The sequence below is a fragment of the Longimicrobiales bacterium genome (genome assembly GCA_028823235.1).
GTDB lineage: Bacteria > Gemmatimonadota > Gemmatimonadetes > Longimicrobiales > Gaopeijiaceae > UBA2589.
The window spans coordinates 75528-102214 of the sequence record JAPKBW010000004.1; the positions used below are offsets into that span (position 1 = coordinate 75528).

A 26687-nucleotide genomic window follows, 5' to 3' on the forward strand; every position below is an offset into this window, starting at 1 on the left:
CATCCGGTGGCTGCCCCCGTTAGCTTTTCCACACGATGGCTACGCTATTGCTCATAGTCGGGGTCGCACTCGCGATCTCGTTCCTCTGCTCGATTCTCGAAGCAGTGTTCCTCTCCATCTCCCATTCCTACGTCGCGATCTTGAAGAATCGCGGTGAGTGGTCGGGGGAATGGCTGGAACAGGCGCGCAAGAATGTCGACGAGCCAATCGCGGCGATCCTGACTTTGAACACGATCGCGCACACCGTGGGTGCGACGATGGCGGGCGCGCAGGCAGCGGTGGTATTCGGGGAAGCGAAAGTGGGCATCTTCTCGGGTGTCCTCACACTGGCGGTCCTGCTCGCGACCGAGATCATCCCAAAGACCATCGGCGCAACGTACTGGAAGAGACTGGCGACACCATCCGCGTACGTGCTTCAAGGAATGGTCCTAGCGATGAAGCCGGTGCTGATCCCCCTTGGTTGGCTCTCGGGGCTGCTCACCGGACACGCGCACGGCCCCACCGTCAGTCGTGCCGAGATCCAGGTACTCGCAGAGATTGGTCGCCGGGAAGGCACCCTGGACGACGACGAGTTCTCGGTCGTGTCCAACGTGATCGGGCTAGACGAGGTGTCGGTCGGCGAAGTGATGACGCCTCGGACCGACATGATCGGAATCGCTGCGAGTGCCACGATCGAGGACGCCCAGTCCATGATGCTCGACACCGGCCATCTGCGGCTGCCCGTGTTCGAGGAGAACCTCGACAACATCACCGGGGTGATCCTCGGCCGGGATGTATGGCGGGCCCAGCGCGACGGCCGAGTGTCGCTGCAAGGCGTGATCCGGCCGGTGCCGTTCGCGCCGAGCTCCAAGCGCGTCGAACACCTGATCCCCGAAATGCGGGCACAACTCACCAAGCTGGCCATCGTGGTGGACGAATTCGGTGGAACGGCCGGGCTCGTCACCCTCGAAGATCTGATCGAGGAGATAATCGGCGAAATACAGGACGAGCACGAAGGTGATGAACCATCCGCCTTCCAGGAATTGCCGGGAGGCCGTGTCCGGGTGTGGGGGGGGACGTCTCTCCGAGAAAGCTCTCAGCGACTCAATTTTGAGCCGACCGAGGATGAAGAAGATGGGTTCGAGACGATCGGCGGCCTAGTATTCGGTCGCCTCAACAGGATTCCCGTGGTTGGCGACGAAGTCCTGCTCGACTCAGGTACGCTCCTAGTCACCCAAATGAGTGGCCGCCGGATCGAGTATCTGCTGTTTCAGGCAGTGGGCGCGGAGTCTGGGTCAGACTGAGCCGGTGGGCTCTCGGCCGACACCACCGGGGGCTGAAGCGTCACCCTCTGCAGTCTTCTCAGCGGCCTCGCGGGCTCGCTCTTCCTGCTCCTCGAACCAGAACGAGATCGCAAGCAGAATTGCTCCGCACGTGATCGCCATGTCAGCGACGTTGAAGATCGGAAAATCCCACAGCCAGAGATCGACCGGGCCAAGGAAGTCCACGACCCCTTCGCTCCACCTCATGCGGTCATAGAGGTTCCCGACCGCGCCTGACACGACAAGAGAAATCGATCCGATTCTCAGGTAGTCACGGTCCTCCGCCTGGCGGAACAGCACGGTCAACAAGCCAAGCGCGATGATCGTGACCGGAATGAAGAACCAGCGCGAGTCCTCGCCCACCCGTATGCCGAAAGCAGCGCCCTTGTTGAAGGCGAGAGTCAGCGGGAGCAGTCCTCCGAAGAGCTCACTGCTCTCGAACTCCAGTGCAACCAGCGCCCAACTTTTCGTCATGACATCGAGTGCAATGATAGCCGGGAAAGTGAGACCGAAAATGAGATATTTAGGACGCACGGAGTTCGTTCCTGAGCAAGCGGAGAGTCGAGCGAAATCTGGGACCCGAAGGCGCGATCCCCAACGTCTCCAGAACCGTTAAAGTAAAAGGCACTTACGCCGTCTGGACTCGATCGTTCCCCCGAATCGCGCAGGCTACATGACAGGGTTATGCCCAGCTGCTTTTCAGGCTCCAGTCTTTGGCCGGAGGGCGGTGAAAAGTGCAGACTAAAAGGAGTTAGTTGGCCCGACTCGATGGTTGTTGTCAAACGCCCGTGCTCTTCTTGCCTTGGGGAAATCCAGATGAGAGTAATCCTAGCAACCGTCCTCGCAGCCCTCGCTGCGTCACCGGTTCATGCGTTCCAGCTCGACCGGGAGACTGAGTCTCGCATTGACGCTGTGTTTGCTGAGTATGACCGGACGACGGGACCGGGGTGTGCGCTGGGGATCGTGAGCGACGGCCGCCTCGTGTTCGACCGAGGCTACGGCATCGGCCATCTGGACCACTCCATACCGCTTCGAAGCTCATCTGTCTTCTACCTAGCGTCGGTCTCGAAGCAGTTCACGGCTGCTTCTGTGTTGATCGCCGCTCACGAGGGATTCCTCTCACTGGATGACGAGGTAGGGAAGCATCTACCAGAGTTTCAGGACTACGGCACGCCGGTCACCGTTCGAAACTTGGTCCACCACACCAGCGGGGTCCGCGACTACCTCACATTGATGAGCCTCGCAGGTATCCCGTTCGAGAATATTCTTTCCGACGAGGACATGCTCGGCCTGATCGTTCGGCAGACGGAACTCAACTTCGACCCCGGAGCCGAGTATCTCTACAGCAACTCCGGATACGTCATGTTGGCCGAGATCGTGAAACGAGCCACGGGTCGGTCTCTGCGGGAGTACGCCGATGAGAAGATCTTCCGGCCACTGGGCATGATGGACACGCACTTTCACGATGACCGTGTGCACGTAGTGACCGACAGGGTCTTGAGCTATGACGAGCGGGATGAAGGGGGATGGGCCACCAACTATCTCATGAACTTCGACAAGGTTGGGGATGGAGGCCTCTACTCAACGATCGAAGATCTGGCTCGGTGGGACTCCGCGTTCTATGAGGACGTCTTCGGCATCGCAGACTTTGCCGACAAGATGTACAGGAGAGGTGTCCTCGTCGGAGGTGACACTATCAACTACGCACGTGGGCTTGGGGTTGGCGTTCGGCGCGGCCTTCCGCGAGTGGCCCACGGTGGCGGCATGATGGCATTCCGGACCATGCTCGCGAGATATCCGGTTCAGCGAACCACAGTGATCACCCTATGTAACCAGGGTTCCGCTAACTCGGGGGCGCTGAGCGCTGCGGTTGAGGACATTGTCCTCGAGGCGGCCTTCCTCGAGGACTCTCCACCAATACAGACCGAATCCGGTGCGGAGGAAGGGGGGGCTGACCACCTCATCGTGCCGCAGGCGGTTCTCGAGACCCTGGCGGGGGCATACGCTTCGGAGGAACTGGGCTCCACCTGGGTACTTGAAGCCAGTTTAGGCGAGCTGATCCTGAAACATCCGGGTGCAGATTCTCTCAACTTGACCGCGGACAGTGAGACCGAGTTTTCCAGTTCTGGACTTGTCTTGAGCTTCGTGCGCGAGGGTGATCGGGCCGTGGCCTTTGTTCTCCAAGCGGGCCGCGTGCAAAACTTGCGTTTCGACAGGGTGCGTTAGCTGACCATCTCGTGTCGGAGGCCTCGAGCCACCTAACAAGCCATTGCTACTGGCACGGGCTCGCTGGACGGGTAAGTCAGGTCACTGTTGTGGTTTGTCACGAGGCCGCCCGTGCAGCAGAATGACGAGACGTTAGGAAGCCTCTTTCTGGGATTTAGACCTATCCGCTGTCGAATCGGCATGAGATCTGGATTGACCGTCGCGTGCGCGGGCGTGGCCTGCTTGCTAAATCCCCCTCCGGCGGCGGGGCAAGCGGAGGACTGGGGCTCTCTGGATCGGTACCGCGAGGCTAACGAGCGCCTCGGTCCACCCTCACCGGCTGAAGCCAGAGTGGTGTTCTACGGTAATTCCATCACCGAAGCGTGGGCTGTCCATTTCGAAGAGATGTTCCCGGGCAAGCCATACGTGGGGCGAGGCATCAGCGGGCAGACCACGCCGCAAATGCTGGTGCGTTTTCGCCAAGACGTGATCGCGTTGGAGCCCTCGGTTGTGGTGATCCTCGCGGGGACGAACGATATCGCGGGCAACACGGGTCCATCGACTCAGGCCATGATCCAGGACAACCTCGCCTCGATGGTAGAGTTGGCCCAGGCGAATGGGATCAGCGTCATACTGTCGTCGGTGCTGCCGGCGTCGGAGTACCGTTGGCGACCGGGTCTCGAGCCGGGCCCCAAGATCGTCGCCCTCAACGCTTGGATACGAGACTACGCTGACGCGCATCGTGTCGTGTACCTCGACTACCACACCGCGATGGCGGACGAAGATCTGGGCCTCGGACAGGAGTTGTCGCCGGACGGTGTGCATCCCAACCGGTCGGGCTACCGATTAATGGCGCCGCTTGCCGAGGCCGCGATCGAGAAGGCACTACGCGAGAGATGATATGGAGGTCCGACCGCGCGGCTTCCTAACAAGCGATTGCTACTGACACGGGTCACCTGATGGGCAGCGGGCCACTCGCCTTCGGCTCGCGCCCCTTGTTCGCATGCGGTCCGTGCAGCAGACTCGCGAGACGTTAGGCGGCGCCAAAGCGGGTCCCTGTCATGGATCAGGAACCCCTTCCCCTTGACCGGGTTGACGCTGACGAAGGGCCTGTGGTATTACTTGCGGCTGCTATTTTCTCGACCGACCAGAATCATGTCCCTCGCCGATTCTCCCCCTGTGCTCGTGAACACTAGCCCTCCCCACGGACCTTCTGACCCATCTCGCCCAGGGGGCTTGAGGCTGCGGACTCGGCCCAGCGTGCGGGCCGGAGGCGTGAATCGCGGGAGAGTGCGGCGTCTACTCCGAGCCTTTGCACCGGGTTTGTTGCTACTGGCGGTACTGGGTGGCGCGGCGAGCGCTCAGGACGTACGGGTTACGGTGCGGGTTGAGAGCGAGGGCACGCCCGTCGAGGGAGCGCAGGTTTCGTCTGAGAGCCGCGGTGCGGTGACTGACGCGACCGGCGTGGCGGTTGTACGCCTCCCGGCGGGAGATCACCTGCTACGGGTGACGCGGATCGGGTACGCCGCGGCGGAGATCCCGCTGACGGTCTCGACCCTGGTGGACACGACGGTCGTGGTAGAACTCGAGCAGGAGGCGATCGAGGGCGAGGAGATTCTCGTCCTCTCCACCCGTTCGGGGCGCCGGATTGAAGACGAGCCGCTCCGGGTCGAGGTCGTGTCACGCGAGGAGATCGAAGAGAAGCTCCTGATGACTCCGGGAGACATCGGCATGCTCCTCAACGAGACGGCCGGACTTCGCGTCCAGCCCACGGCGCCCTCCCTGGGCGGTGCGAGTGTGCGGATTCAGGGGCTGCGGGGAAGGTACACGCAGATTCTGTCCGACGGCCTGCCGCTCTATGGTGGCCAGACGGGCGCGCTCGGTCCGCTCCAGATCCCACCTATGGACCTGGGCCAGGTCGAGGTCATCAAGGGGGCAGCCTCGGCGCTCTATGGTGCGACTGCACTCGGGGGCGTCGTGAACCTCATTTCGCGGCGGCCGAAGAACGAACGTGAATTCCTGTTGAATCAGACGACACTGCGGGGGACGGATGCCGTTCTGTGGCTCGCTGGCGAGCCGACCGAACGATGGGGCTACACGCTTCTGGCGAGTGGACACCGCCAGGACTACGCGGACGTCGATGACGATGGGTGGGCAGACCTGCCAGCGTTTCGACGAGTCACGGCTCGGCCGAGGCTGTTCTGGAACGATGGGGACGGCAGTTCCGTGTTTGTGACCGTCGGGGGCATGATCGAGGACCGCGACGGCGGTACCGTCCCCGGAGGCACCACTCCAGCGGGGACCGAGTATGTGGAGGCGGTCGAGACGAAACGATTCGACGGGGGACTCGTCGGGACCTGGCTGCTCTCCGGCACGCGACGGGTCGCGGTACGCGGATCCGCCACGCTACAAGACCATGACCACACGTTTGGGCTGGCGCGGGAGCGAGATGTGCACTCGACCCAGTTCGGGGAAGTCGCTCTCTCTGGGCAGGACGGGGACCATCTGTGGGTGGTCGGCGCCGCGCTGACGCACGACGGCTACGACGCGGAGGACGTACCGGCGTTCGACTTCAACTACACCACCCCGGCGCTCTTCGCACAGGACGAGTACTCGCTAAGCCGGAGTGTCACTCTCTCGGCGAGTGCCCGCTTCGATCACCACAGCGAATACGGTGCGTTCGTCAATCCAAGGCTGTCGGCTCTGTTTCGGCCCGGCGCGTGGGTGATGCGTGCCTCCGTGGGTAGCGGATACTTCGCGCCATCCCCCTTCACCGAAGAGACGGAGGCCGTGGGGCTGGGTCGACTCAATCCGTTCAGTAGTCTGGAGGCGGAGCGTGCGGTGAGTGCGATGGCCGATATCGGGCGCGCCTGGGGTCCCTGGGAAGCGAACGCCACGCTATTCGGATCCAGGGTGGCCGACGCCCTTGTCGTGACTCCAGACGGAACCGGAAATGTGACGCTCTCGAATTCGTTGGAACCGGTGCGCACGTGGGGTACCGAGCTGTTGGCCCGTTACCACAACGGCCCGATCCACGCGACCGGAACACACGTATACACGAACTCGACGGAGGGCGTCCCCGCGGGTGGAGGCAGGCGGGCGGTGCCGCTCACGCCGCGACACACGCTCGGGCTCGTCGGCGCATGGGAGTCCGAGGACAAGGGTCGCTTCGGAGTGGAAGTCTACTACACGGGTCTCCAATCACTCGACGAGAATCCCTACCGGAGTGAATCGGAGCCGTATTGGATTCTCGGCTTCCTGGTCGAACGCCGCTTCGGCCCGGCCCGGCTATTCCTGAACTTTGAAAACATCCTCGACGCTCGACAGACGCTGCACGAGCCGCTGGTTCTTCCGTCTCAGAGTCTGGAGAGTGAGTGGGTCACCGACGTCTGGGCTCCGCTCGACGGTAGGACGCTCAATGGCGGGGTGCGCCTGATGTTCTGACGGCGGCATGGAGTCCGTCTGGCACACCGTCTGCTTCCCTCCCGTCCTATTCGAAAACTCCGACGAGCGTCAAAGCGAATGCGGACAGCAGGTTAGTCGGCCTGGATCCGCGGATCGTGGGTCCGGGTTCGTGCGTTTTGGAACGGGGCAGGGTGCAGACGTTTCTCTACGTGTTGGCGCTCCTCAGTCTGGCGAAAGCCGACGACCATTTACGCCAGTTCGGTGAACTTTCCCCCAAAAGTTCGCCAAAATGGCAAAAATGGGGGTGCCATGATTCTGCTTTGCCATCAGATGGCGCGCATTTGCCGGCAGCCGAAGCCATCAGAGAAGGTCGCACTCGCGATGCAACTTGCTGATCTGTGGAAGCGAGCATGAGAGCAACCTGCACAGTTTGCCCAAATACGAAGCGGGCCAACACCATGAAGATGTTGACCCGCTCCTAGTTGCGAGGTTATCGCAACCAGTGGAGGCGGCGGGAGTCGAACCCGCGTCCGCCTTTGAATCCAGCAGAGCCGCTACGTGCGTAGACCACTATCGATCTCGCCGCGGTCGGTCAGTGGTCAACCGGGTCCGCAGCCAGCCACCTTAAATCTCGTTCCCTAACCCGGTGGCATGACCAGGGAACCAGCCCGAATTATCGACGTCTCGGAGGACCGCCTCAGGCGGGCGATCCAGGAGACGGGCTACTAAGGAAGAACCTTAAGCGGCCATCGCCATATCAGTGTTGGCAATTAAAAGTTTTCCCAGGGTTTAACGAGGACCAAGAACCTCGGCACGCTGCTCCACGTTCACCAAACACGTCGAAACCGGGACGCCCCCGATGACAGTGCGACCGGCCCTGGGGCCGTCCGCTTCGTGGATCTGTCAAACATCTTTGTAGAATCTAACACCAGTGCGCGACAGAGGTTCGAAATGCAGGTGAACTACCCTGCCTGAGCCGTCGCCAGATGCTGCTCCCGGTACGCCTGAAGCAGCACCTCCACATCCTCGAGTGTGGTCGACTGGAAGAGTTCCGTCCGCAGTGTCCGCCCATCGGGAAGTCCCTTGGTATACCACCCAAGATGTTTGCGGAAGTCGATGATGGCCCGGTCGGGGTCTGTCTCGAACGAAATTGCGTTACGAGCATGCTCGAGGCAGATCTCGAAACGCTCGTCCACTCCCGGTTCAGGCGGCACGGGCAGGCCGTCAAGCGCAGCTCTGGCCTGCGTGAAGATCCACGGGTCACCGTGTGAGCCTCGGGCGATCATGATCCCTGCGCACCCAGTCTCTTCGCGCATGCGCCGGGCGTCCTCTCCGGTTTTGATATCGCCGTTCCCGATGACCGGGACTTCCAAGGCTTCGACGAGATCCGCAATTTCATGCCAGCGTGCGTGCCCGGAGTACATGTCGGCCCGAGTCCGCGGGTGGATACACAGGGCCTTCGCGCCAGCTTGCTCGCACCGGAGGCCAATGGCTACCGGATCTCGAGTCGACTCGTTGAATCCGCTCCTGATCTTTACCGTCGTGGGCAGGTCGGTGGCATCGTCTACCGCGCGAATCAGGACATCGACCAGATCCAGATCGCGAAGGCACCCTGACCCACCGTTCCGCTTCACGACCTTCTTCACAGGGCATCCGAAATTGATGTCGATGAAGTCTGGTCCGTAGCTCTCCGCCACAAATGCAGCCGCGTCTGCCATCATCCCTGCATCCGCCCCAAAAATCTGAATCCCGATCGGGCGTTCCGCTTCGTCGAAGCGGAGGTATTCACGAGATCTCTTGCTATTCATGACGATGCCGGCCGCGCTGACGAACTCGCTCACGAGCACGTCGGCCCCGAACCGCCGGCAAAGCCTGCGGAACGGGGATTCACTCACACCGGCCTGCGGAGCCAGGTAGAGGGGCACGGAGTCGCCAGCAAGCAACTCGAGAGCGTCAATGGACATGTTAGAAGCTACCACAGCCCGGAATCCGAAGAAGGATTCCGGGGTACAGGGATGCTCCTCGGGGCCGTGTGTTGTATTGTCGCCCCGCTACATCTCTCATGACCGATCGACAAACGCCGGGAGGCGGTACATGAGGTTACGGGAACTCTTCACGGAAGACGCCGTGAAACTCGACCTCGAATCCGATACGAAGGACGGCATTCTCAGCGAACTCGTCGGGTTGCTTTGGCTCGACGGAATCTCTGCTTCAAAGCTCTACCAAACCTTGAAGCGGCGAGAGAATCTCGGATCGACGGGTATTGGAAAGGGGATCGCCATCCCTCACTGCCGCTCACTCGTCGTGAATCAGCTGCGACTGGCTTACGGCCGCCGAACTTCGGGAATGGACTTCAATGCAATCGACAACGCGCCAGTCCAGAATTTTTTCCTGATCATCGCGCCACCGCTCGAGGTTTCGAATCAGTACCTGCCGGTGCTGGGCAAGATCGCGCAGTTCGCGAAGGACCCGGAGGTCCCGGGCCTGCTGGCGGGACTCGACTCAGTCGAAGGCTTTCTCTCGCTTCTCAGCGAGAAGGCACCGTAGGCGAAACCTGGTGAAGCGACCCGAACGAGCGTCCTACTTCCTCACGTACATCTTGCGCGTGATCGGCTTGAGTCCGTTGACCGAGAGTTGCATGAGGTAGATGCCCGACGAAACTTGGCGGCCCATCTGATCGGTGCCATCCCAGTAGGCTTCGTACCGACCCGGCTGTGTATACTCGAGTTGATCGACGGCGACACCTTGCCCGGACGGATGCCTGAGCGCTACCGGGCTCGCGACAATCTGCGTCAGAATGTTGAAGATGCGGATGGACACAACGGCAGAACGCCCCTCGACGAAGAGTCCCTCCGCAAGCGTGAAGGGAATGTTGGTCTCAGGGTTAAACGGGTTTGGATAATTCTGATCGAGCTGGAATCCGTCCACCTGTCCGCTTTGCAAGGGTCCCCCGGTGTCCTGAGCGGACAGGCCAGCGGCGGCGCAAAGCAGGACTAGGAGGACAGACAAGACGCCAGTCGTGCGCCTCATCGGGACCTCCGTAAACCAATTGTGCAGTAGCTAAACGTCAATCGCGCTCCAAGTGTGATTGCCTTTGGCACGCATCCCTGTTGCATACTACGGACGGCCTTCGCGAGGGGTCAAGCAACGGCACGAATTCGAGGTAAGGAACGAGGGGTTCATGCACTATGATACCGTGTCAGCCACAATTCGTTGCCTCGACAGCCGTAGTTCGGTCGCGATCAGCCTACGGGCCTAGCCTTTGATCAGGTTGGAACGTCCCTGCCCCGATCATGACGAACGGTAGAGCCACGCCCGTCAAAGTAATTAAGTAGCGGAATGAGGTGTTTTCTCGAAACCGGTAGCGCATCGCGAAACGCCCCTGGCCCGAGATCTGACTTGCCGGCCAATGTCTCGTGGATGCGGCCCTCGGCCGCGTCGAGGGCCGCCGAGGGGATGTAGAGCCCGTCTGCGATGGCCCTGACCTCGTCGAGGCTTTCAAGCCGACGAAGGAGTGATTTGAAGTCAGCATGCGTCCGGACAGACTCTGGCAGTTCCTCTAGGAACGGGGCGGCCAATCCATCCACGGACAACGCCTCCATGAGTCTGGCCGAGGCCTCGCTCTGTTCTGGCGTCGGTTCTGGCCGAAAATCCGGGAGGCGCACACCGCCCTGTACTTCCTCCAGCCGCCCATTCTCGACAAGTCGACCCAGACAGGCGTTGGCCAGCTCAATCGGCGCCCAGGCCGGGAGCACAGCCCGCACCGCAGCCAGCGGCGCTTCGACACGAAGCGAATCGGATGCGTGGGCGACAGCCACTCCTGCCAGCAGACGACGCTCCGCTTCATCGGCGACTGCTGCTGAGAAGACCATTGAGCCGGCAGTGATTGCGCCATCCGCAAGCAGCGACTCTAGTGCCTCCGCCACACCCTGGGGGTCAAGACCCGTCCGTATGGGAAGCGCCCCTCGAGCCAGTCCAGCCCAAGTTGCGAGGGCCAGACAAGCCTCGACCTGCTCTAGCGGTGAACCGGAAACGATCAAATCGAGGTGCGTCCGCTCCTCGTCGGACAGGCGATTGCGCTTCGGTGGGGCAGGTTCGGCAACGAGACCACCACCCATCGTGATCACAGGAGAGTAGGCACGAATGACCAGACGATCGCCCGCCCGGGCCACCAGAGGTGTTTCGAGACGCAGCTGCACCCATCCGGCATCGCCAGCTGCAAGCGGATGAGCTTCCAGCAATGCACAGCGGGCCAGAACCTCAGCCGTCCCATGGTGAACATGCACGCGCTGGTTGTGCTCCAGCTTCCAAGGGGTGTCTTCGATCAGCGTCATGCGGGTCGTGAGCATCCACGAGGACTCCCACTCGGGCGCTGTGACCAGCGTTGCCCCGCGTGACACCAGATCTCGGTCTCCACCCTCACCGGTCAGAGCGACTGCCGTGCGGTCACCGGCGACGGCTCGCTCGGCTTCCCGGCCGTGGACCTGTAGCCCTCGCACTCGGGCAGACAGATCGTCAGGGAGTATCCGCACCTTGTCCCCGGTCTTCAGCTCACCACTCCAGAGGGTGCCCGTGGCGACCGTGCCCGTCCCCTGGATCGTGAACACGCGATCGAGCGGCAAGCGAGTCATGTCCCCGACCCCTGTAGCCTGTGCCCGACCCGCAGCTTTGACCAGTTCGGCGAGCAGCGCTTCAAGGCCCGTCCCCTCGGTGGCCGAGGTAGCAACACGGGGGGCGCCCGCATATCGGGTATGGGACAAGACATCCTCGACATCCGCGTCCACAAGTTCCAGCCACTCGGGATCGACGCCGTCGCATTTGGAGAGCGCCACCACGAGTTCGGGGACGCCGAGCAGGTCGACGATCGAGAGGTGTTCTCGCGTTTGCGGCATGATTCCCTCGTCCGCGGCGATCACGAGAAGCGCAACGTCCATACCCGCCGCGCCGGCCACCATCGCCCGCACGAAGGCTTCGTGCCCGGGCACATCAACGACACCGAAGTGAGGGCCTCCGTCCACCGCGAGTTCCGCGAAACCCAGTTCGATCGTGATGCCTCGCGCCTTCTCCTCTTTCAGGCGATCGGTATCCGTGCCGGTAAGCGCTCGCACCAGTGCGGTCTTCCCATGATCGATATGGCCGGCGGTCCCGAGTACGACACTACGCATCGGCATTCTCGACATCCCGCGGCATCACGCCTCCGAGAAAGCGAAACGACTTGAGCGGCCGACCTACCACGTGGTAGGAGACGAAGTCCGATACCAGACCGAGATGCTGCCGACTGTGGCTCAGGCCGCCCGGAACCCGGCCCGCGATCAGTTCCTTGAGTTGGGTCCTGGCCACGGGGCCCACGCGGGGGCCCGCGGCATCCTCCCCGCACTCCAGACAACGCACCCCGCCAGCCGCGAAATCAAAGCGGCCGACTTCATCATCTTCAAGATGGGTGTCACAACGGACGCACGGCTCCAGTTGGGGTGCAAAGCCGAATGCCTCCGTGATGGCCCACAACGCCGCAAGCACCGATCCGGGAAGGCACTCAACGGGGGTGAGCGACAGGTCCTCGAGAGCCCGTTCAAGAGCCTCGAAGACACCCAGCTCTTCCTCCTGCTCCGTGTGCGCGAGCACCAGCTCGGCCACGGCCGACGCTCCGGCAAACCGCAGTATGTGACCGGCCAATTGATCCCGGAGCCGCGAACACGCGAAGTCTTTCATCGTATGAAGATCACGCTGTGGCTTCACGTAAGCTGTGAGCTCTCCGGAAGCGAAGCTCGCCAGTGCGGTCGTACCCTTCCCGGACTTTCCGCGAATGCCCTTCGCCATAACGCTGAGAAGACCGAAGTCGCGCGTATAGAACCGGAGGATGCGGCTGGTGTCACCATAATCATGGGCGCGGAGGAGCACGGCGGGCGTGGAAACGGCGGCCACGGTCAGGCGTCGTCGCGCAGGCTTCGGAGCAGCTCAGCTCTCCTACGATCGTAGACCCTCCGCTCTTCAACCGTGGGGGAACTCGTGACAAACGCTTCGTCGAGTGTCGCGACCTCGAGCAGTAGACTCTGCCGACTTCTAGGAGCCTCCTTGGCCGTAGCTGGGCCAGACCGAAGGACCAGCATACCACTTCCCGCGAGTATCATCGCGAGGATGAGCGCTGCCCACTCTACCGGAGGTGTCGCGGGCCCTTCCGTCTCGACGATGTTCACTGCCCCAGCGGTCACGTCCGTGCCCGCATAGCGCGAGTACGTCGACCCCGGCTCCAACTCGATGGGATCGATCAATTCCAGGCCCTCCACTTCGATCGAGGGGGCCGGCTCGCGAATCAGCACGTCGAGTGCCTCCGCCAGCCCCTGATTAGGAATCGAGATGATTGGCGAGTCGACGTGATATCGAACGACGAAGAGTCGCTCACCCGGCGGAATCGCAGCGCGTACGACGAGGCGGCCGTCTTCATACTCCGCCGCGTCAAACGCAATCTCGCCCTCGCCAGCGGTCACATCGGTGGCCTCCGCCGGAAGAAGATGGCTCCAGACAATGCCCCCCGTCCGAGTCACGACCGTACGCGCCTCGTCATTGCGCAACTGAAATAGGTCTGTAACACGCCAGCCGACGGTATCGGGTTCGAAGAACACGCTCCGGGACTGGATCGGGAGTGCCATGCCTGCGGCCGGGGCCAGGATCGTATCGTACGTGTGGATCTCATACGCTGAGTCCAACTGAGCTACGTCGGTAATCGCCGGACCGAAATAGAGCACGCCGAGATGTCGAATGGACGCAAAGAATACGTCCCGCCCCACCTGATCTGGCACCTCGGGGAGCGTGAATGTGAAGGCTCCACCTGAGCTCAGAGAGAGTGAATCAAGCCCGCCCTGCTCACCATTCGAAAGATGATGCAGTACGACGATCCCGGCCGTCAGAGCGGTATCGCCTACGTACGCGCTCCCGTTCAGTCGAAGCTCGGCCTCCTGCGCGTCGAGCGGAAATGTCGACGTGACGGCCAGCATCAGGAAGAGGAGCGCCCGGCGTGCACCGGCCGTCTCAGAGCGTGAAACGACCAAAGTCCTCTGGGTTCATCGCCCTAAGGTGTTCCTTGAGCTGATCCGCGTTCAGGCTTGCTTCTGCTGAGTCCCCAACTTCAACGTCGACCGCCAGGCCAGGGGATGCGTCGCCCTCAGCGATCTCAATATCGGTGTGGTCGAGGAGACTGTCGTCTGCGAAAAGGGTGGCCGCGCAACGAAGCGCGATCGCAATCGAATCCGAAGGTCTGGCGTCGAAGGAAATCACGTCCCCGTCCTGCTCAACCACCAACTCGGCGTAGTACGTACTCTTCTCGACTCCGGTAATGAGCACCTTGCGCACCTGTCCACCGAGCTTCTTCAACATGTCGCAGAGCAGATCGGCCGTGAGCGGACGCTGAAATGGGGCACCCGCCATATACGTGGCGATCGCTTTCGCTTCCGCCGGTCCGATCCAGATGGGAAGCAACCGCCCCCCGCCCGTCTCCTGCAGGATGACGACCGGAGTGTCTGTGGTGCTATCCACCGCAAGGCTGTGAACCTCGACCTCGACCAACACGTTGAGGGACCCTCCGGACGACGGAAACATGAGCCATGACAGGCGCGATTCCACCAATACTCCCGAAAGACCCTAGGGTTCAGCCTCCCCAGATCAAATCGCCCGGTGCGGACCGGCTCCGAGTCCTTCCGATCAGCCTCCGACGGCAGTTTTAAGATCATCTGTTCGGTTCGTCAGTTCCCACGGGAAGAACTGAACCTCAGCTGAACCACCTGCTGTCGGCACACGCATCTCCGGTGTGCGGCCGAAGTGCCCGTAGGCAGCGGTCGCTGTGTAGATCGCGTTTCGCAGCCCGAGCGTCTCGATAATTTGAGCCGGACGAAAGTCGAATACGTCTGAAACAGCCTTCGACAAGTCTTCGTCCGGGATCTCGCCCGTGCCGAACGTCTGCACATGTACTGAAACCGGCTCGATGACGCCGATTGCATAGGCCAACTGAATCTCACACCGGCGAGCGAGACCGGCAGCCACGACGTTCTTGGCAGCCCACCGCGACGCGTAAGCGGCCGAGCGGTCGACCTTGGTCGCGTCTTTTCCAGAGAACGCACCGCCGCCGTGACGGCCTACGCCACCATAGGTATCGACAATGATCTTCCGACCCGTGAGGCCGGCATCGCCGTGAGGCCCACCGATGACGAAGCGGCCGGTTGGGTTGATATGCAGAGTGCAGTTATCCGGATCGTATAGATCCACCGGCAACGCAGGCAGCACAACCTTCTCCACGATGCCAGCGACCAGATCCTCCTGGCGCACCTCCGGATCGTGCTGTGTGCTGACGACCACGGTGTGAATGCGCACGGGCCGATCGCCATCGAACTCGATCGTGACCTGCGCCTTCCCGTCCGGGCGCGCCCAGGGGAGTTCGCCGCTCTTCCGCACGGCAGCGAGCTGCTCGGTGAGAGCGTGCGCGTATTGGATCGTCGCCGGCATGAGTTCGTTCGTTTCGTCGGACGCGTAGCCGAACATCATCCCCTGATCGCCAGCCCCGCCGGTATCCACACCCATCGCGATGTCGGGCGACTGCTGGTCCAGACTGGTGAGAACTGCACACGTCGACCCGTCGATGCCGAAGTTCGCGTTCGTGTAACCAATGCGCTTCAGCGTGCCACGAATTACATCGGGCAGGTGTACGTACCCGGTCGTCGTGACTTCGCCAGCGACCATCACGAGGCCGGTGGTGACGAGTGTTTCGCACGCGACCCGTGACGCTGGATCCTGAACCAGCATGTGGTCGAGAACCGCGTCGGAAATCTGGTCCGCCATCTTGTCTGGATGGCCTTCGGTCACGGACTCGGAAGTAAAGAGCGTCAAGCTCACAGGTACTCCGTGGAGAATGCAGAAAGGGAACAACAGGCGAGCCGATGACAGGGCCTGCCATCGGCAAAATCAACCAGAACCCTACACAAACGCCCGGCGACTGACAACGGATACCGCCAAGTGCATTGGGCCGCCTATTCCCCCGCGTGTTCCGGGAGTGAAAGGCTCCATCGCCCCGAGAATGCCTCGAGGTCCACAGCACCCCCGATCCCCTCGACCAGACAGTCGATGACGTCCCGGCTCGTGGGCGCGGCAAGGGCCTTCCGTGCCGCTGTGCGGGCGTCCTCGATCCGGACAGCCCGAATGACCTTCTTGATTTCAGGAAGCGACGGCCACGCCATCGAGAGAGCCATAATGTCGAGACCCAGCATAAGGAAGGCGCCCAGAGGATTCGCCGCCATCTCACCACAGACACTGACCTCGATCCCGGCGGCCCTGCCCACTCGGGCGACTTGGTGAAGCTGGCGTACCACCGCAGGATGGAAGGGATTGTAGAGCTTGGCGAGGCGTGTATTTGTCCGATCGACGGCCAGCGTGTACTGAACCAGGTCGTTGGTACCGATGGAAAAGAAGTCGCTGTACCTCGCCAACTCAGCGGCATCGAGAGCCGCCGCGGGCGTCTCGATCATGACGCCAACCTTGTATCCCGCATTGTAAGGAATTCCCGCGCGAGCCAGTCCGGCCGCCTCCTCCTCCAGAAGGGCCCGGACCTGCCGAATCTCCTCCACGTCATTGACGAGAGGCACCATGAATCGGACGTCACCGTGTGCCGTCGACCGCAACAAGGCACGTAGCTGAGTTCGAAACAGCTCAGGTTCGTCGAGACAGACCCGAATCGCCCGCCACCCGAGGAAGGGATTCTCCTCTTGGGGCATGTGCAGGAACATCGGGAACTTGTCGCCCCCGAGGTCGAACGTCCGGATGTAGACAGCGCTCTGCGGGAAAGCCTCCGCGGCCGCCCGGTACGACTCATACTGCTCCTCTTCGCTCGGCATCGTATTTCGCCCGACGACGAGGAACTCGGTGCGGAAGAGCCCCACCCCCTGCGCTCCGTGCGCAATCGCCTGCGCAGACTCACCCGGGAGATCAAGATTCACCCGCAGCTCCACCTGCTGGCCATCTCGTGTGACCGGCTCGAGCGCGGTCACGATCGCGATCTCCTCCTCCCACTCCGAAATACGGGACAGACGGGCATCGAAGCTCCGGAGCTCGCGCTCGCCTGGATTCACAACCACACGTCCAATGCGCCCGTCCAGGATCGCCTGCTGACCGTCGTCCGTCGTGCTGGAGATCGTACCGAGACCCACCACCGCTGGGACCTGAAGTGATCGAGCGAGCATCACCCAGTGGGCGGTGCGTGTGCCCTGATCCGTCGCGATCCCCACCACGTAGTCCAGATCGAGCTGCATGGTCAGACTCGGCGTCATATTCTTCGCCACGATGATGACCTTCTGTCCCAGCTCGGCGAGATCGGTCGGATCGTTCTTTCCGAGGAGCCTGTGAAGAATCCGGATCATGAAATCTTCAAGATCGTTGAGCCGGTCGAGCACCATAGGATGCGACGTGCGATTCCACATCGAGCGCAGCTCAAGCATGCGCAGTTCGAAGGCCCGCTCCGCCGACAGCCGGTTCTCCCGGATGTATCGAAGGGTGCCGTCTAGGACCTCCGGGTCCTCGAGCATGAGGAGCTGCGGGTCGAAGATTCGTGCTTCTACAAGGCCCAGCCGGCCCTCCGTGAGAGCCTTGAGTTCATGGAGGTGCTCGCCTGCCCAGGAGAGCACCTCCTGGAAACGCGCGATCTCCCGATCTACTTCGGCATCTGCAATTGACTGGTGGGGCACGACCGGCACGCCCCATTCCAGCTGGAAAACCTGACCCGCGGCCATACCTTCCGACGCGGGGGAGCCATCAAGAATGGTCGAGACCGTCACGCCTCCACCTCCCCAAAGCCCCGCCCCACCAGAGCCGCGAGCGCGCCTACTGCGTCGACGGCGTCCTCCCCTTCGGCCGAGATCCGGAGCTGACTCCCCATTTCGGCCGCGAGCATGAGCACCCCCATGATGCTCTTCCCGTTCACCTCGAGCCCGTCCTTCTCGAGTCGTACCTCTGACGAGAAAGTGCCGGCCAGCTTGACCAGTTCGGAAGCCGGACGAGCGTGCATACCCGCGTGATTCACGATCTCGACAGTGCGTTCCACGTTGGTCTCATTCATCCGGACACTCCCCATGCGGCGATCAGACCGATCGCGGATACCGTGGCAATCGCGGCGGGCCGCCACGTCCTGTGTCCACCAACCACCCCTGCACCGAAGCCACACGCTGCAAGGCCGACCCAACCCGCCCCCGACTCGCCGAGCCCTCCCTGCCCTCCAATGAGAGCCCCTGCCAGTCCCCCGAGAGCGAGGACCAGCAGCGGTTGCAGTCGAGCGGTGAGGCCCGTCAGGTCCGCCTCAGCCAGTCGGCGACCAACGTTTCGGCCTGCTTCAAGCCCAGTCCGCAGCCCCCATGCCCGCAGCCAGAGATGGCCGACATTGTACACCACGAGGAAGAGACAGATCGCCGCCCAACCGGGCAAGCCGATCCAGAAGAGGGCCAGGGTGCTCACAGACACAGCGGGCAACCAGGTAGCCCAGACCAGAGCGTCTCCCAGGCTGCCGAGCGGGCCGCGGACGGCAATCTTGAAACGGCGAATTGTTTCGGCGTCTTCTCTCTCGCTCTCCATACGGAGAGATGCCCCCAGAGCAACCGACGCCAAGTAGGGATGTGCGTTGAAGTGCTCCAGGTGTCGGTCCAGGGCCGCCTCTACAGCCGCCGGGTCGTCCGGGAACAGTCTTCTCAGGCCGGGCAGCATCGAGAAGCCGAAGCCGGCGCCCAGCATCGTGTGATAGTTCCAGGCGCCCTGGATCAGAAGAGATCGAAGGAAAATACTGATCACCGTGGTTCGCGGCAGCTTGCCAGTCACAGGAGTCGCGCCCCTATGATTCCGAGTGTGATCCCTGCCGCGAACAAAGTGCGACGACGACGAAATCCCCCGAGGTCGTGCAGAAGGATGCCTGCGGACACCGCTCCTCCGACGAGTAGAAGCCCGGTCGATGCGGACGAGGACAGCGGCCACCGATCTACGACAGAGCCGATAAGCAGGCGTCCCGAGAGCACACCGGTCATGGTCACCGCGCTACCACGGAGAAAGTCCGCCGCGATAGCGATGAGGTGAGAGAGACCCGGCGGAAAGCCCGAAGCCGTGTTGGACCCGGGTTCGGGAACCAGCCATGAATTGAAATGCCGTTGTGCATTCACGGAAGCACCCCCGATCTGACCCCAGACAAGCCCAACGGCAACCGCGACCGGGACTGCTCCAGCCCCCGAGAATGGCGCAGCCACCGCTACCGCCACGGCGGTGGCGGTGGCCCCTTCTGGAAAACGAGCTCCGCCCGTTGGAAACGACACCAGGAGATAAAGCTCGAGGACCGCCCCGATCCCAATCCCCAGTTCCATGTCACCGACCGCCCACCCCATTACAGCCCCCACGACGAGGGGCCTTGAGATCATGAACTGACCCACAGCAGTACCATCGAGACCTAGGAGTCCACCGAGTAGGCCGAGGCGAAGAAGATCTGGTGGCATGCGTTGGATCAGTCCTTGAGCAGCGTCGAAAGACTGACTCGATGGGCATCAGGAAGGTCACGAGCGCTCAATTCGACCCCTTCTGCGGCGATCGTGCGCAGGCTCTCGCGGTCCTTTTGGGTCACATATAGATAGGGAAGCAGCTCTTTGCGGCCGGGGCCATGGTGAATTCCGCCGAGGTTGACCTCTTCACCCGAGAGTAATCCCCCTTCGGCAAGGCGTCGCATCGTTCCGATGTCACGGGTCAGCAGAATCACGCGACGGTCAGACGTGCCCCATTCGGGGAGCCGGTCACGCGCATCGTCGACGTTGGCAAAGATGACCTCAGGCCCACCAGCAGCCAGTTCATAGAGCTGCTTTTCCCAGTCGCTGTCCGCGAGTTCATCATCGACGAGGACAAAGCAGTCAGGACGGAGCTGGTGACCCCAGCCAATAACTACCTGGCCGTGAATCAGGCGTTCATCGATCCGGCGGAGAACGATCGACACGCCTGTTCTTATCGCTTGACGAGGGATTGACGAATCGCCTCGCGGCCATGGTCGATCGCTCGCTCCGCCAATTCGTCGATCGGGAGTTCGCGATGGAATACGAAGTCGAGGAGCATAGGAAGATTCACTCCGGACACGACCACTCGTCGGACGCTGCCTCGGCATGAAGAGAGAGCGGCCACCCCACAACTTCCTGCCTGCAAATCGACGAACAGGATGACTGGCCCGTCGCCCAGTGCCTGGTCCAGGTCGGCCCGAAGCTGGACCGGGTTCTTGCCATCATTCGACAGAGGATGGAGTCCGTCCGCGGCACCGCCAGCAATCTTGCGAACCGCGTCGACCATGGCTCTCGCCATAGGGCCATGCGCCAATACGACTCCGCGCACCGACTTACTCATAGTCCTGCTCCAGGTACTGCTTGAGCTTCGTGTCGAACGCTCGGGCGGAGTGGACGCCGCTGAACTTCAGGAGGTGGTTCATGGCCACGACCTCGGAAATGACCGTGATGTTTTTGCCCGGATTGAGCGGGACCGTCACGCGAGGTATCTGTACTTCCAGTACCTCGAGAAAATCTTCCTCCAGCCCCGTGCGAGAGTACGAGCGATTTTGATCCCACAGCTCGAGATTCACGATGACCTCGATTCGCTTCTGCTGCCGCGTGGCGCGGACGCCGAAGAGAGCCGAAATGTCGATAATGCCGACGCCTCGAATCTCCATGTGGTGCCCCTGGCGCTCGTGCGCTCGCCCCATGAGGACATCGTTTCCCTGGCGACTGACCATCACCAGGTCGTCGGCGACCAACCGATGGCCTCGTTCGACGAGATCGAGCACACATTCACTCTTTCCGACCCCACTCTCGCCGACAAATAACAGTCCAACCCCGTACACGCTGGCGAGTGAACCGTGGAGAGTAGTCGACGGCGCCAAGGACAGCTCGAGAAACGGCTTAGCGAAGCGGTACAAAGCCTTGGTACTTCGAGGCGTCCTCAGGACTGGCACCCCGTGACGGGTCGCAGCCTCCAGAAAGTAGGTAGGGACGTCTAGCCCTTTCGAAACGAAGACCGCCGGCACGGAGAACGCGAACAACCCGTCCAGTACGGTACCGGCAGCTTCAGGCTCGAGCGTCCCGAGGTATGTCATCTCCGTCTCACCGAAGACCCACATGCGGCCCTCCGGGACGCGGTCAGTGTAGCCGACGAGCGCCAGGCCCGGCGAGGTGATGTCAGCGTCGCCCGCCTGACGATCTAGCGGAGCCTCAGGATTAAGGTGCTCAAGAGCCAGAGTCTCCTTCTTGGCGTCCAGGATCTCCTGCACGGAGATGGTCTTACCGCTCACTCGTCGATTTCTCCCGCGCTAGGTCGGTTCACTCCGTAGCGAGCCCTTCCGAGAGAGGCGTCCCCTGATGATCAACCCGCTTCTCGCGCTGATCTTTCAGAATCCGCTTCATCCTGTCCAGCACTTGAGTGAGAGCCTTCCCGAAACCCTCACCCTCGCCTCGCGCAGCCACCTGAGGCTCGCGATCTACGTGGACGATGACCTCGACCTTCTGAGTGTGCTTCTCGTCGGTATATATGACGTCCGCATGGGTGGCCCGTTGGTCGAACTTGTCGAGCGCTGCGAACGTTTTCGCGGTTCGTGCCAGAACTCGGCGCGGGACTTCACAATGCCTTTCGGTGATCGTGACCTTCAAGTCACACCTCCTTGAGGGACCTGTGGTATCGCACTCCAATGGGAATTTACCGAGTGGGGGAGTCAGCGACCACCCGGTTGAGTACACCTTCGAAGGCCTCAGCAGAGGCATCCCAAGAGAACCCCTCGGCAAAACGCCGTGCTGCCCTTCCCATTTCCTTGCGCGTCTCAGGGCTGGCGATCAAATCCGTCAGCGCCGCCGTGAGCGCGCCGACGTCCCCGTGTGGCACCAGACGACCCGTCTCTCCATCTCGCACCGATTCGCGAAGCCCGGGGGAGTCACTCGCAACCGTCGGTGTCCCGCATGCGGCGGCCTCAAGGTTGGAGATCCCCCACCCTTCCTTGGGCGAAGTGAGAACGTGGATCCAGGACGTACGGAGAAGCTCCAGCTTTTCCTCCTCGGAAACGAACCCGGCAAACCGAACGCGATCCGACACCCCAAGGCCGTCCACCAGAGACGTGAGCTCCTCGAGCTGGTCCCCACTTCCCCCGACCACAAGCTCTACGTCGGTTCCGGACTCGGCGAGGCGGGCGACAGCCTCTATCACCAAGTCCACGCGCTTGTACTTTTTCAAACGGCCAAGGAAGAGAAGTGTCGGCCGAACAGCCCGCTCGACGTCCTCTCTGGGCGTGTACCAATCCAGGTCGATTCCATTCGGAATCACCTCGATCTGCTCCGCGTTCAGCCCCCTGGCGACAAGGTCATCCTTGGTGCTCTCCGACACAGCCACCGCGGGCGTGTCCCGGAACACATGGGGTATCGGCCGTTCTAGCAGCCACGTAGCCAACGCAACCGGAACAGACGCCGCCTGGAAAGCAGTCGTACCGAAGAGGTGATGAGCCACGAGCAGGACGGGAGTCGGACTCCACCAGCCCGTGAAGAGCGGGACCTTGTTCAGATCCTCGACAACGACATCGAAGGTCCGAGAAGCGAGATGGGCCTTGAAATACCGTGGTCCTGCCATAGAAAATGTGTATCGATGGCCGGCGCGGTGAATCTCGATGCCGTCGAGCTGCCTCTGGGGGTCACACTCCGACCAGCCTGACACCAGCGCGGTGACCTCGTGCCCCCTGGAGGCAAGCCGGCCGAAAATTTCGTGCAAGTGCTCCTCCGCCCCACCCGCCTGCGGGTTTTCCCGGTCGAGCCAATTGACGACCAGAATGCGGAGAGGTCTGCCTTCCTGCGCCTCGGCGGCGGTCACGCCCCCTCCGGGCGTCCCTTGTACAGGGCGTCGAGTACCCCGTTCACGAAGCCAGGGGACTCGTTGCCACCATATGCCTCAGCCAGTCGAATCGCCTCTTGAATCGCCACCTTGGGCGGCACGTCTCCGCCGTAAAGGAGCTCCGCCGCTCCGATCCTCAGGACAGCGCGATCCATCGATGAGAGCCGTTCCAAGCTCCAGTTGTCGAGATGCCTCCTGATAGCTCCGTCGAGTTCCGGCATGTGTTCATCCAACACGGTCATCAGGCCACGGATATAGGGCAGCCTTCTGGGAGCGATCCGTCGGGTTCCGGTCGTTTCGACCAATGCGTCTCGGAGAGACGTTTCGCTACCACCGCTCTCCCATCGGTAGTGAATCTGGAGAGCCCATGCGCGGCCCCGCGCACGATCGATCCGCTCGGAGCGGCTGAGCTTGGGCTGCTCGGCCTTCTCGGAGTCCATCATGTCTGATCACCACGTAGCGACAGATACACAGGCACCATCTCCAGAGCTGCCATAGCGGCTTCATATCCCTTGTTGTCTTTGCCTTCACCTGCGCGAGCCTGGGCCTGAGCGAGGTCGTCCGTCGTAAGCACGCCAAACACCACAGGAACACTGGACGCGCGTGCCACGGAACCGAGGCCACGACTGGCTTCCTGACAGACGAAGTCGAAATGGGGCGTCTCACCCCGGATAACACACCCGAGCGTGATTACTGCATCGAAACGCCGAGACGCTACGGCCTGCGCGGCCGTCGGCGGAAGTTCCCATGCCCCCGGAACACGAATCTCAGTCACGTCTTCTGGCCGGACCCCGTGTTCGATAAGAGCCTCTCGAGCCCCCCTGAGAAGAGGCTCGGTAATCTCGGAGTTGAAGCGAGACGCGATGACGACAACACGCATGCCCTCTCCCCCAGCGACGCCCCTTCGATCATCGACCGGCGAGCCCTCTGTACTCAAAGGAGGTGTCCCATTTTGGCCCGCTTCGTTTCGAGGTAGCGCTCATTGTGTTCACCAGGCTCGACCTTTAGCGCCTCCTGTCCGGTGATCTCGATGTCGTAGCCATCGAGCCCGACAATCTTCTTCGGGTTGTTCGTGAGCAGCCGGATGGAGTGCAACTCTAGATCCAGCAAGATCTGCGCACCAATCCCGTAGTCACGAAGGTCGGGGGCAAAGCCGAGCTTCTCATTGGCCTCCACCGTGTCGAGGCCCTCATCCTGGAGATGGTACGCCTTGAGCTTGTTACCGAGACCGATCCCTCGCCCCTCTTGCCGCAGGTACACGATCGCGCCGACGCCCTCTTCTTCGACTTGCCTCATTGCAGCCTGAAGCTGCTCGCCGCAATCGCAACGCATCGAACTGAATACGTCACCCGTCAGGCACTCGGAGTGCATGCGCACCAGCACGTTGCTCTTCCCGGCGACTTCACCCTTCACGAGCGCGACATGCTCCCGCCCGTCCATAACGCTGCGGTATCCAATTACGTCGAAGTCTCCGAAGTCCGTGGGCATTTTCGCTGTCGCGATTCTCTCAACCAGTCGGGTCCGTGTAAGGCGATACGCCACGAGCTGCGCAACCGTAATGAACTTCAGGTCGTGCTCCTCCGCGAGCGCCTCGAGTTGCGGTCGGCGGGACATCTTTCCGTCGGAATCGAGGATCTCGCAGATGACCCCTACCGGCTCCAGTCCCGCAAGTCGCGCGAGGTCGACCGATGCCTCGGTCTGGCCAACCCGCCGGAGCACGCCTCCTGCCTTGGCGCGGAGCGGGAAAATGTGTCCCGGGCGCCGAAGGTCAGTTGGGACCGTGATCGGGTCCGCGAGGAGCTCGATGGTCTTCGAGCGATCCTGGGCACTGATCCCGGTCGTTACGCCGAAGCGTGTGTGTCCATCGACCGAAACCGTGAACGCCGTCCCAAGAGGGTCGGTGTTGTCATCCGTCATCAGCGGCAAGTCGAGCTCGTCGGCCCGCTCGGGCGTCAGCGTCACGCAGATCAGGCCACGTCCATACTCAAGCATGAAGTTGACGCGCTCCGGCGTCATCGCAGATGCGGCCATGACGAGGTCACCCTCATTTTCACGATCCTCGTCGTCAGCGACGATCACCATGCGGCCGCGACGAATGTCTTCAATGGCGTCTTCGACGCGGTCTAACTTCATATCAAACACCTCATTCCGCGCGCTGAGCGAGGATTCTGGCTACGTATTTTCCGATCAGATCACCTTCGACGTTCACGGCGTCTCCGGGCTCGAGGAGCCCAAGGTTCGTATGCGCGAACGTGTGAGGAATCACCCCGATACGAACCCTCGAATCGGGAAGGAGTTCACTGACGGTCAGACTAACCCCGTTGAGCGTCACCGACCCGTGATCAATCGTCTCTGAATGGACCGCGGAAGGTAACGAGAAGTCCATGGTCCAGAACGCCCCCCGCTTCGTGCGATCGGTGAGGTGTCCGATTGCATCTACATGTCCCTGAACGATATGGCCATCCAACCGAGAGCCCATTTTAAGGGCACGCTCAAGGTTGACCCGTGTCCCATCGTCATAGCTGCCAGTGATCGTCCGCTCCAGGGTCGTGCCGATCACGTCGACGGAGAAGCTTTCGTCATCGACCGAGGTAACCGTCAGGCACCCACCGTCCACAGACACGGAATCACCGAGGGACAATTCACTCGCAAAAGCTGGAACCTCGACCCGGAAGCGCCGGGTCGTCTCTCGGTCTTCGACGCTTCTGATCGTACCGATCGCTTCGACAATCCCGCTGAACATCAGCCGTCCTCCTTTCGGTCCAGGATAAGCAATGTATCCGGTCCGAACAGCTCAGGTTCAGCAGACAGCGAGTACGCGTTCCAATCCAGTTGCTCGAGGCCCTCTGCGAAAGCCGGTAGTCCATTCTGCCCAATCACATGAGGGGCGATCCACAGATAGAGACGCCCAACCAGATTCTCCCGCAGAAGGGCCGCCCCCAGCGCGCTACCGCCCTCGCAGAGGATGGACTGGATGCCCAGTTCTTGGCAGACCGCAAGAACAGATTCCAGGCGAAGTCCAGTTTCGTCAGCGGGAACCGGATGCACATGAACTCGGGCCGCTTCCAGTCGCTCGATGGCGACCTCGGAGGCATCGACGCCACAGAACACATGGACCGGCGCGTCCTCAACTTCTTGCAGCAATCCCGCGTCCGCCGGAAGATTTGCATCGGGAAGGAGCACGAGACGCCTCGGCGCGGTGCTTCCCGGCGGAACGAGTCGGACGGTGAGCCGTGGGTCGTCTGCTCGTACGGTACCCGCACCCACAAGGACCGCGTCAAAGCCCGTCCGTAGTCGATGGACCTCTCGCTCGGCATCCGTGCCAGTGATCCGGGTCGCAACGCCCGGGGCAGCGGCGATCATCCCGTCGAGGCTCATAGCGAGTTTGAGCGCGACGAAAGGGGTCGAATGGCGTGCAGCATGGAAGAATGCCGGATTCTCCGCTCGTGCCTCGGCCATACTTCCCACGGGTCCGATGACGCTAAGTCCGGCTTTCTGGAGGGCGACTGCCCCGCCACCTGACTTCTCACCGGGATCAGAAGCCGCGTAAACCACTCTCTTCACTCCCGCGTCGATCAGCGCCTGGCTGCACGGCGGCGTTCTTCCATGGTGATTGCACGGCTCCAGGCTTACGTAGGCAGTGCTGCCATCGGCGGTCAAAAGCGCTCGTTCGAGCGCCACGACTTCGGCATGCGGCCCGCCATACACCTCATGATGTCCTTCGGCGATCACTTCACCCGCCCGAACTAGAACGCATCCGACCATGGGATTTGGGGAAACCCGTCCCCATCCCTGGCGACCGATTTCTACCGATCGGGAGAGGTGGGCCAGGTCCTCGAGGCTCAGCGCCGTGTCCGGGATCATTATTGCCTC

Annotated in this window: 27 protein-coding genes and 1 other RNA gene; 5 read left to right on the forward strand and 23 right to left on the reverse strand. The window is 61.8% G+C overall.

Annotation, left to right across the window (positions count from 1 at the left end; translation table 11 throughout):
* The first annotated feature begins 35 nt into the window (after positions 1-35).
* Entirely contained in the window at positions 36-1283 is a 1248-nt protein-coding gene (locus OSA81_03185) for a hemolysin family protein (protein MDE0897998.1), read from the forward strand.
* On the opposite strand, the gene lspA is transcribed toward OSA81_03185, so the two are convergent.
* The gene (lspA, locus tag OSA81_03190; protein ID MDE0897999.1) at positions 1275-1835 is read right to left on the reverse strand and encodes a signal peptidase II; all 561 of its coding nucleotides are present in this window, start codon (positions 1833-1835) and stop codon (positions 1275-1277) included. The two genes, OSA81_03185 and lspA, sit on opposite strands and share 9 nt — an antisense overlap.
* A 282-nt stretch (positions 1836-2117) precedes the next feature.
* Here lspA and OSA81_03195 point away from each other — a divergent pair, with 282 nt between their 5' ends.
* The 3 genes from OSA81_03195 (at position 2118) to OSA81_03205 (ending at position 6950) form a co-directional block, all read left to right on the forward strand.
* The gene (locus OSA81_03195) at positions 2118-3527 is read left to right on the forward strand and encodes a serine hydrolase (GenBank protein ID MDE0898000.1); all 1410 of its coding nucleotides are present in this window, start codon (positions 2118-2120) and stop codon (positions 3525-3527) included.
* 180 nt (positions 3528-3707) lie between these two features.
* Complete coding sequence (locus OSA81_03200; protein ID MDE0898001.1) at positions 3708-4406, forward strand: SGNH/GDSL hydrolase family protein; 699 nt, start codon at positions 3708-3710, stop codon at positions 4404-4406.
* A 390-nt stretch (positions 4407-4796) separates the two neighbouring features.
* Positions 4797-6950: a TonB-dependent receptor gene (locus OSA81_03205; GenBank protein ID MDE0898002.1), complete on the forward strand. Its 2154-nt coding sequence runs from the start codon at positions 4797-4799 to the stop codon at positions 6948-6950.
* A 461-nt stretch (positions 6951-7411) separates the two neighbouring features.
* Here the strand turns inward: OSA81_03205 and ssrA are convergent.
* Both ssrA and dusB read right to left on the reverse strand, forming a co-directional pair.
* Positions 7412-7769: a transfer-messenger RNA gene (ssrA, locus tag OSA81_03210) on the reverse strand.
* A 104-nt stretch (positions 7770-7873) separates the two neighbouring features.
* Positions 7874-8875 carry a tRNA dihydrouridine synthase DusB gene (gene dusB, locus OSA81_03215; GenBank protein MDE0898003.1) on the reverse strand — a complete coding sequence of 334 codons (1002 nt, stop codon included), beginning with the start codon at positions 8873-8875 and terminating at the stop codon, positions 7874-7876.
* Positions 8876-9005: 130 nt separating this feature from the next.
* Here dusB and OSA81_03220 point away from each other — a divergent pair, with 130 nt between their 5' ends.
* On the forward strand, positions 9006-9458 hold the full coding sequence (locus tag OSA81_03220) for a PTS sugar transporter subunit IIA (protein MDE0898004.1): 453 nt from the start codon (positions 9006-9008) through the stop codon (positions 9456-9458).
* A 33-nt stretch (positions 9459-9491) separates the two neighbouring features.
* Here the strand turns inward: OSA81_03220 and OSA81_03225 are convergent, their stop codons facing one another.
* The 20 genes from OSA81_03225 to ribD form a co-directional block, all read right to left on the reverse strand.
* Entirely contained in the window at positions 9492-9941 is a 450-nt protein-coding gene (locus tag OSA81_03225) for a hypothetical protein (GenBank protein ID MDE0898005.1), read from the reverse strand.
* A 236-nt stretch (positions 9942-10177) separates the two neighbouring features.
* Complete coding sequence (gene selB, locus OSA81_03230) at positions 10178-12076, reverse strand: selenocysteine-specific translation elongation factor (protein ID MDE0898006.1); 1899 nt, start codon at positions 12074-12076, stop codon at positions 10178-10180.
* Positions 12069-12833: a DNA repair protein RecO gene (gene recO, locus OSA81_03235; GenBank protein MDE0898007.1), complete on the reverse strand. Its 765-nt coding sequence runs from the start codon at positions 12831-12833 to the stop codon at positions 12069-12071. Before recO ends, selB begins: the two co-directional genes overlap by 8 nt.
* Positions 12834-12835: 2 nt before the next feature.
* Positions 12836-13957, reverse strand: a complete 1122-nt coding sequence (locus OSA81_03240; protein MDE0898008.1) for a hypothetical protein — start codon at positions 13955-13957, stop codon at positions 12836-12838.
* Positions 13938-14528: a bifunctional nuclease family protein gene (locus OSA81_03245; protein ID MDE0898009.1), complete on the reverse strand. Its 591-nt coding sequence runs from the start codon at positions 14526-14528 to the stop codon at positions 13938-13940. Before OSA81_03245 ends, OSA81_03240 begins: the two co-directional genes overlap by 20 nt.
* Before the next feature lie 78 nt (positions 14529-14606).
* Complete coding sequence (gene metK / locus OSA81_03250; GenBank protein MDE0898010.1) at positions 14607-15785, reverse strand: methionine adenosyltransferase; 1179 nt, start codon at positions 15783-15785, stop codon at positions 14607-14609.
* 140 nt (positions 15786-15925) lie between these two features.
* Positions 15926-17722 carry a phosphoenolpyruvate--protein phosphotransferase gene (ptsP, locus tag OSA81_03255; GenBank protein MDE0898011.1) on the reverse strand — a complete coding sequence of 599 codons (1797 nt, stop codon included), beginning with the start codon at positions 17720-17722 and terminating at the stop codon, positions 15926-15928.
* Positions 17719-18003: an HPr family phosphocarrier protein gene (locus tag OSA81_03260; protein ID MDE0898012.1), complete on the reverse strand. Its 285-nt coding sequence runs from the start codon at positions 18001-18003 to the stop codon at positions 17719-17721. The genes ptsP and OSA81_03260 overlap by 4 nt, the downstream gene beginning before the upstream one ends.
* Positions 18000-18752: a PTS system mannose/fructose/sorbose family transporter subunit IID gene (locus tag OSA81_03265; GenBank protein MDE0898013.1), complete on the reverse strand. Its 753-nt coding sequence runs from the start codon at positions 18750-18752 to the stop codon at positions 18000-18002. Before OSA81_03265 ends, OSA81_03260 begins: the two co-directional genes overlap by 4 nt.
* Entirely contained in the window at positions 18749-19414 is a 666-nt protein-coding gene (locus tag OSA81_03270) for a PTS sugar transporter subunit IIC (GenBank protein ID MDE0898014.1), read from the reverse strand. The genes OSA81_03265 and OSA81_03270 overlap by 4 nt, the downstream gene beginning before the upstream one ends.
* An 8-nt stretch (positions 19415-19422) precedes the next feature.
* Positions 19423-19902 carry a PTS sugar transporter subunit IIB gene (locus OSA81_03275; GenBank protein ID MDE0898015.1) on the reverse strand — a complete coding sequence of 160 codons (480 nt, stop codon included), beginning with the start codon at positions 19900-19902 and terminating at the stop codon, positions 19423-19425.
* Positions 19903-19910: 8 nt separating this feature from the next.
* The gene (locus OSA81_03280) at positions 19911-20300 is read right to left on the reverse strand and encodes a hypothetical protein (GenBank protein MDE0898016.1); all 390 of its coding nucleotides are present in this window, start codon (positions 20298-20300) and stop codon (positions 19911-19913) included.
* Positions 20293-21237, reverse strand: coding sequence for an HPr(Ser) kinase/phosphatase (gene hprK / locus OSA81_03285; GenBank protein ID MDE0898017.1), 945 nt, complete (start codon positions 21235-21237; stop codon positions 20293-20295). Before hprK ends, OSA81_03280 begins: the two co-directional genes overlap by 8 nt.
* A gap of 28 nt (positions 21238-21265) precedes the next feature.
* Entirely contained in the window at positions 21266-21592 is a 327-nt protein-coding gene (locus tag OSA81_03290; GenBank protein ID MDE0898018.1) for an HPF/RaiA family ribosome-associated protein, read from the reverse strand.
* A 46-nt stretch (positions 21593-21638) separates the two neighbouring features.
* Positions 21639-22793 (reverse strand): glycosyltransferase family 4 protein, encoded by a 1155-nt coding sequence (locus tag OSA81_03295; protein ID MDE0898019.1) that lies wholly within the window; start codon positions 22791-22793, stop codon positions 21639-21641.
* Positions 22790-23257, reverse strand: a complete 468-nt coding sequence (gene nusB, locus OSA81_03300) for a transcription antitermination factor NusB (GenBank protein MDE0898020.1) — start codon at positions 23255-23257, stop codon at positions 22790-22792. The genes OSA81_03295 and nusB overlap by 4 nt, the downstream gene beginning before the upstream one ends.
* Positions 23254-23751 carry a 6,7-dimethyl-8-ribityllumazine synthase gene (gene ribH, locus OSA81_03305; protein MDE0898021.1) on the reverse strand — a complete coding sequence of 166 codons (498 nt, stop codon included), beginning with the start codon at positions 23749-23751 and terminating at the stop codon, positions 23254-23256. The genes nusB and ribH overlap by 4 nt, the downstream gene beginning before the upstream one ends.
* A complete protein-coding gene (locus OSA81_03310) occupies positions 23748-24947 on the reverse strand; it encodes a bifunctional 3,4-dihydroxy-2-butanone-4-phosphate synthase/GTP cyclohydrolase II (protein MDE0898022.1) in 1200 nt (399 codons plus the stop codon). The genes ribH and OSA81_03310 overlap by 4 nt, the downstream gene beginning before the upstream one ends.
* A gap of 10 nt (positions 24948-24957) precedes the next feature.
* On the reverse strand, positions 24958-25557 hold the full coding sequence (locus tag OSA81_03315) for a riboflavin synthase (protein MDE0898023.1): 600 nt from the start codon (positions 25555-25557) through the stop codon (positions 24958-24960).
* On the reverse strand, positions 25557-26678 hold the full coding sequence (ribD, locus tag OSA81_03320) for a bifunctional diaminohydroxyphosphoribosylaminopyrimidine deaminase/5-amino-6-(5-phosphoribosylamino)uracil reductase RibD (GenBank protein ID MDE0898024.1): 1122 nt from the start codon (positions 26676-26678) through the stop codon (positions 25557-25559). The genes OSA81_03315 and ribD overlap by 1 nt, the downstream gene beginning before the upstream one ends.
* Positions 26679-26687: the final 9 nt, after the last annotated feature.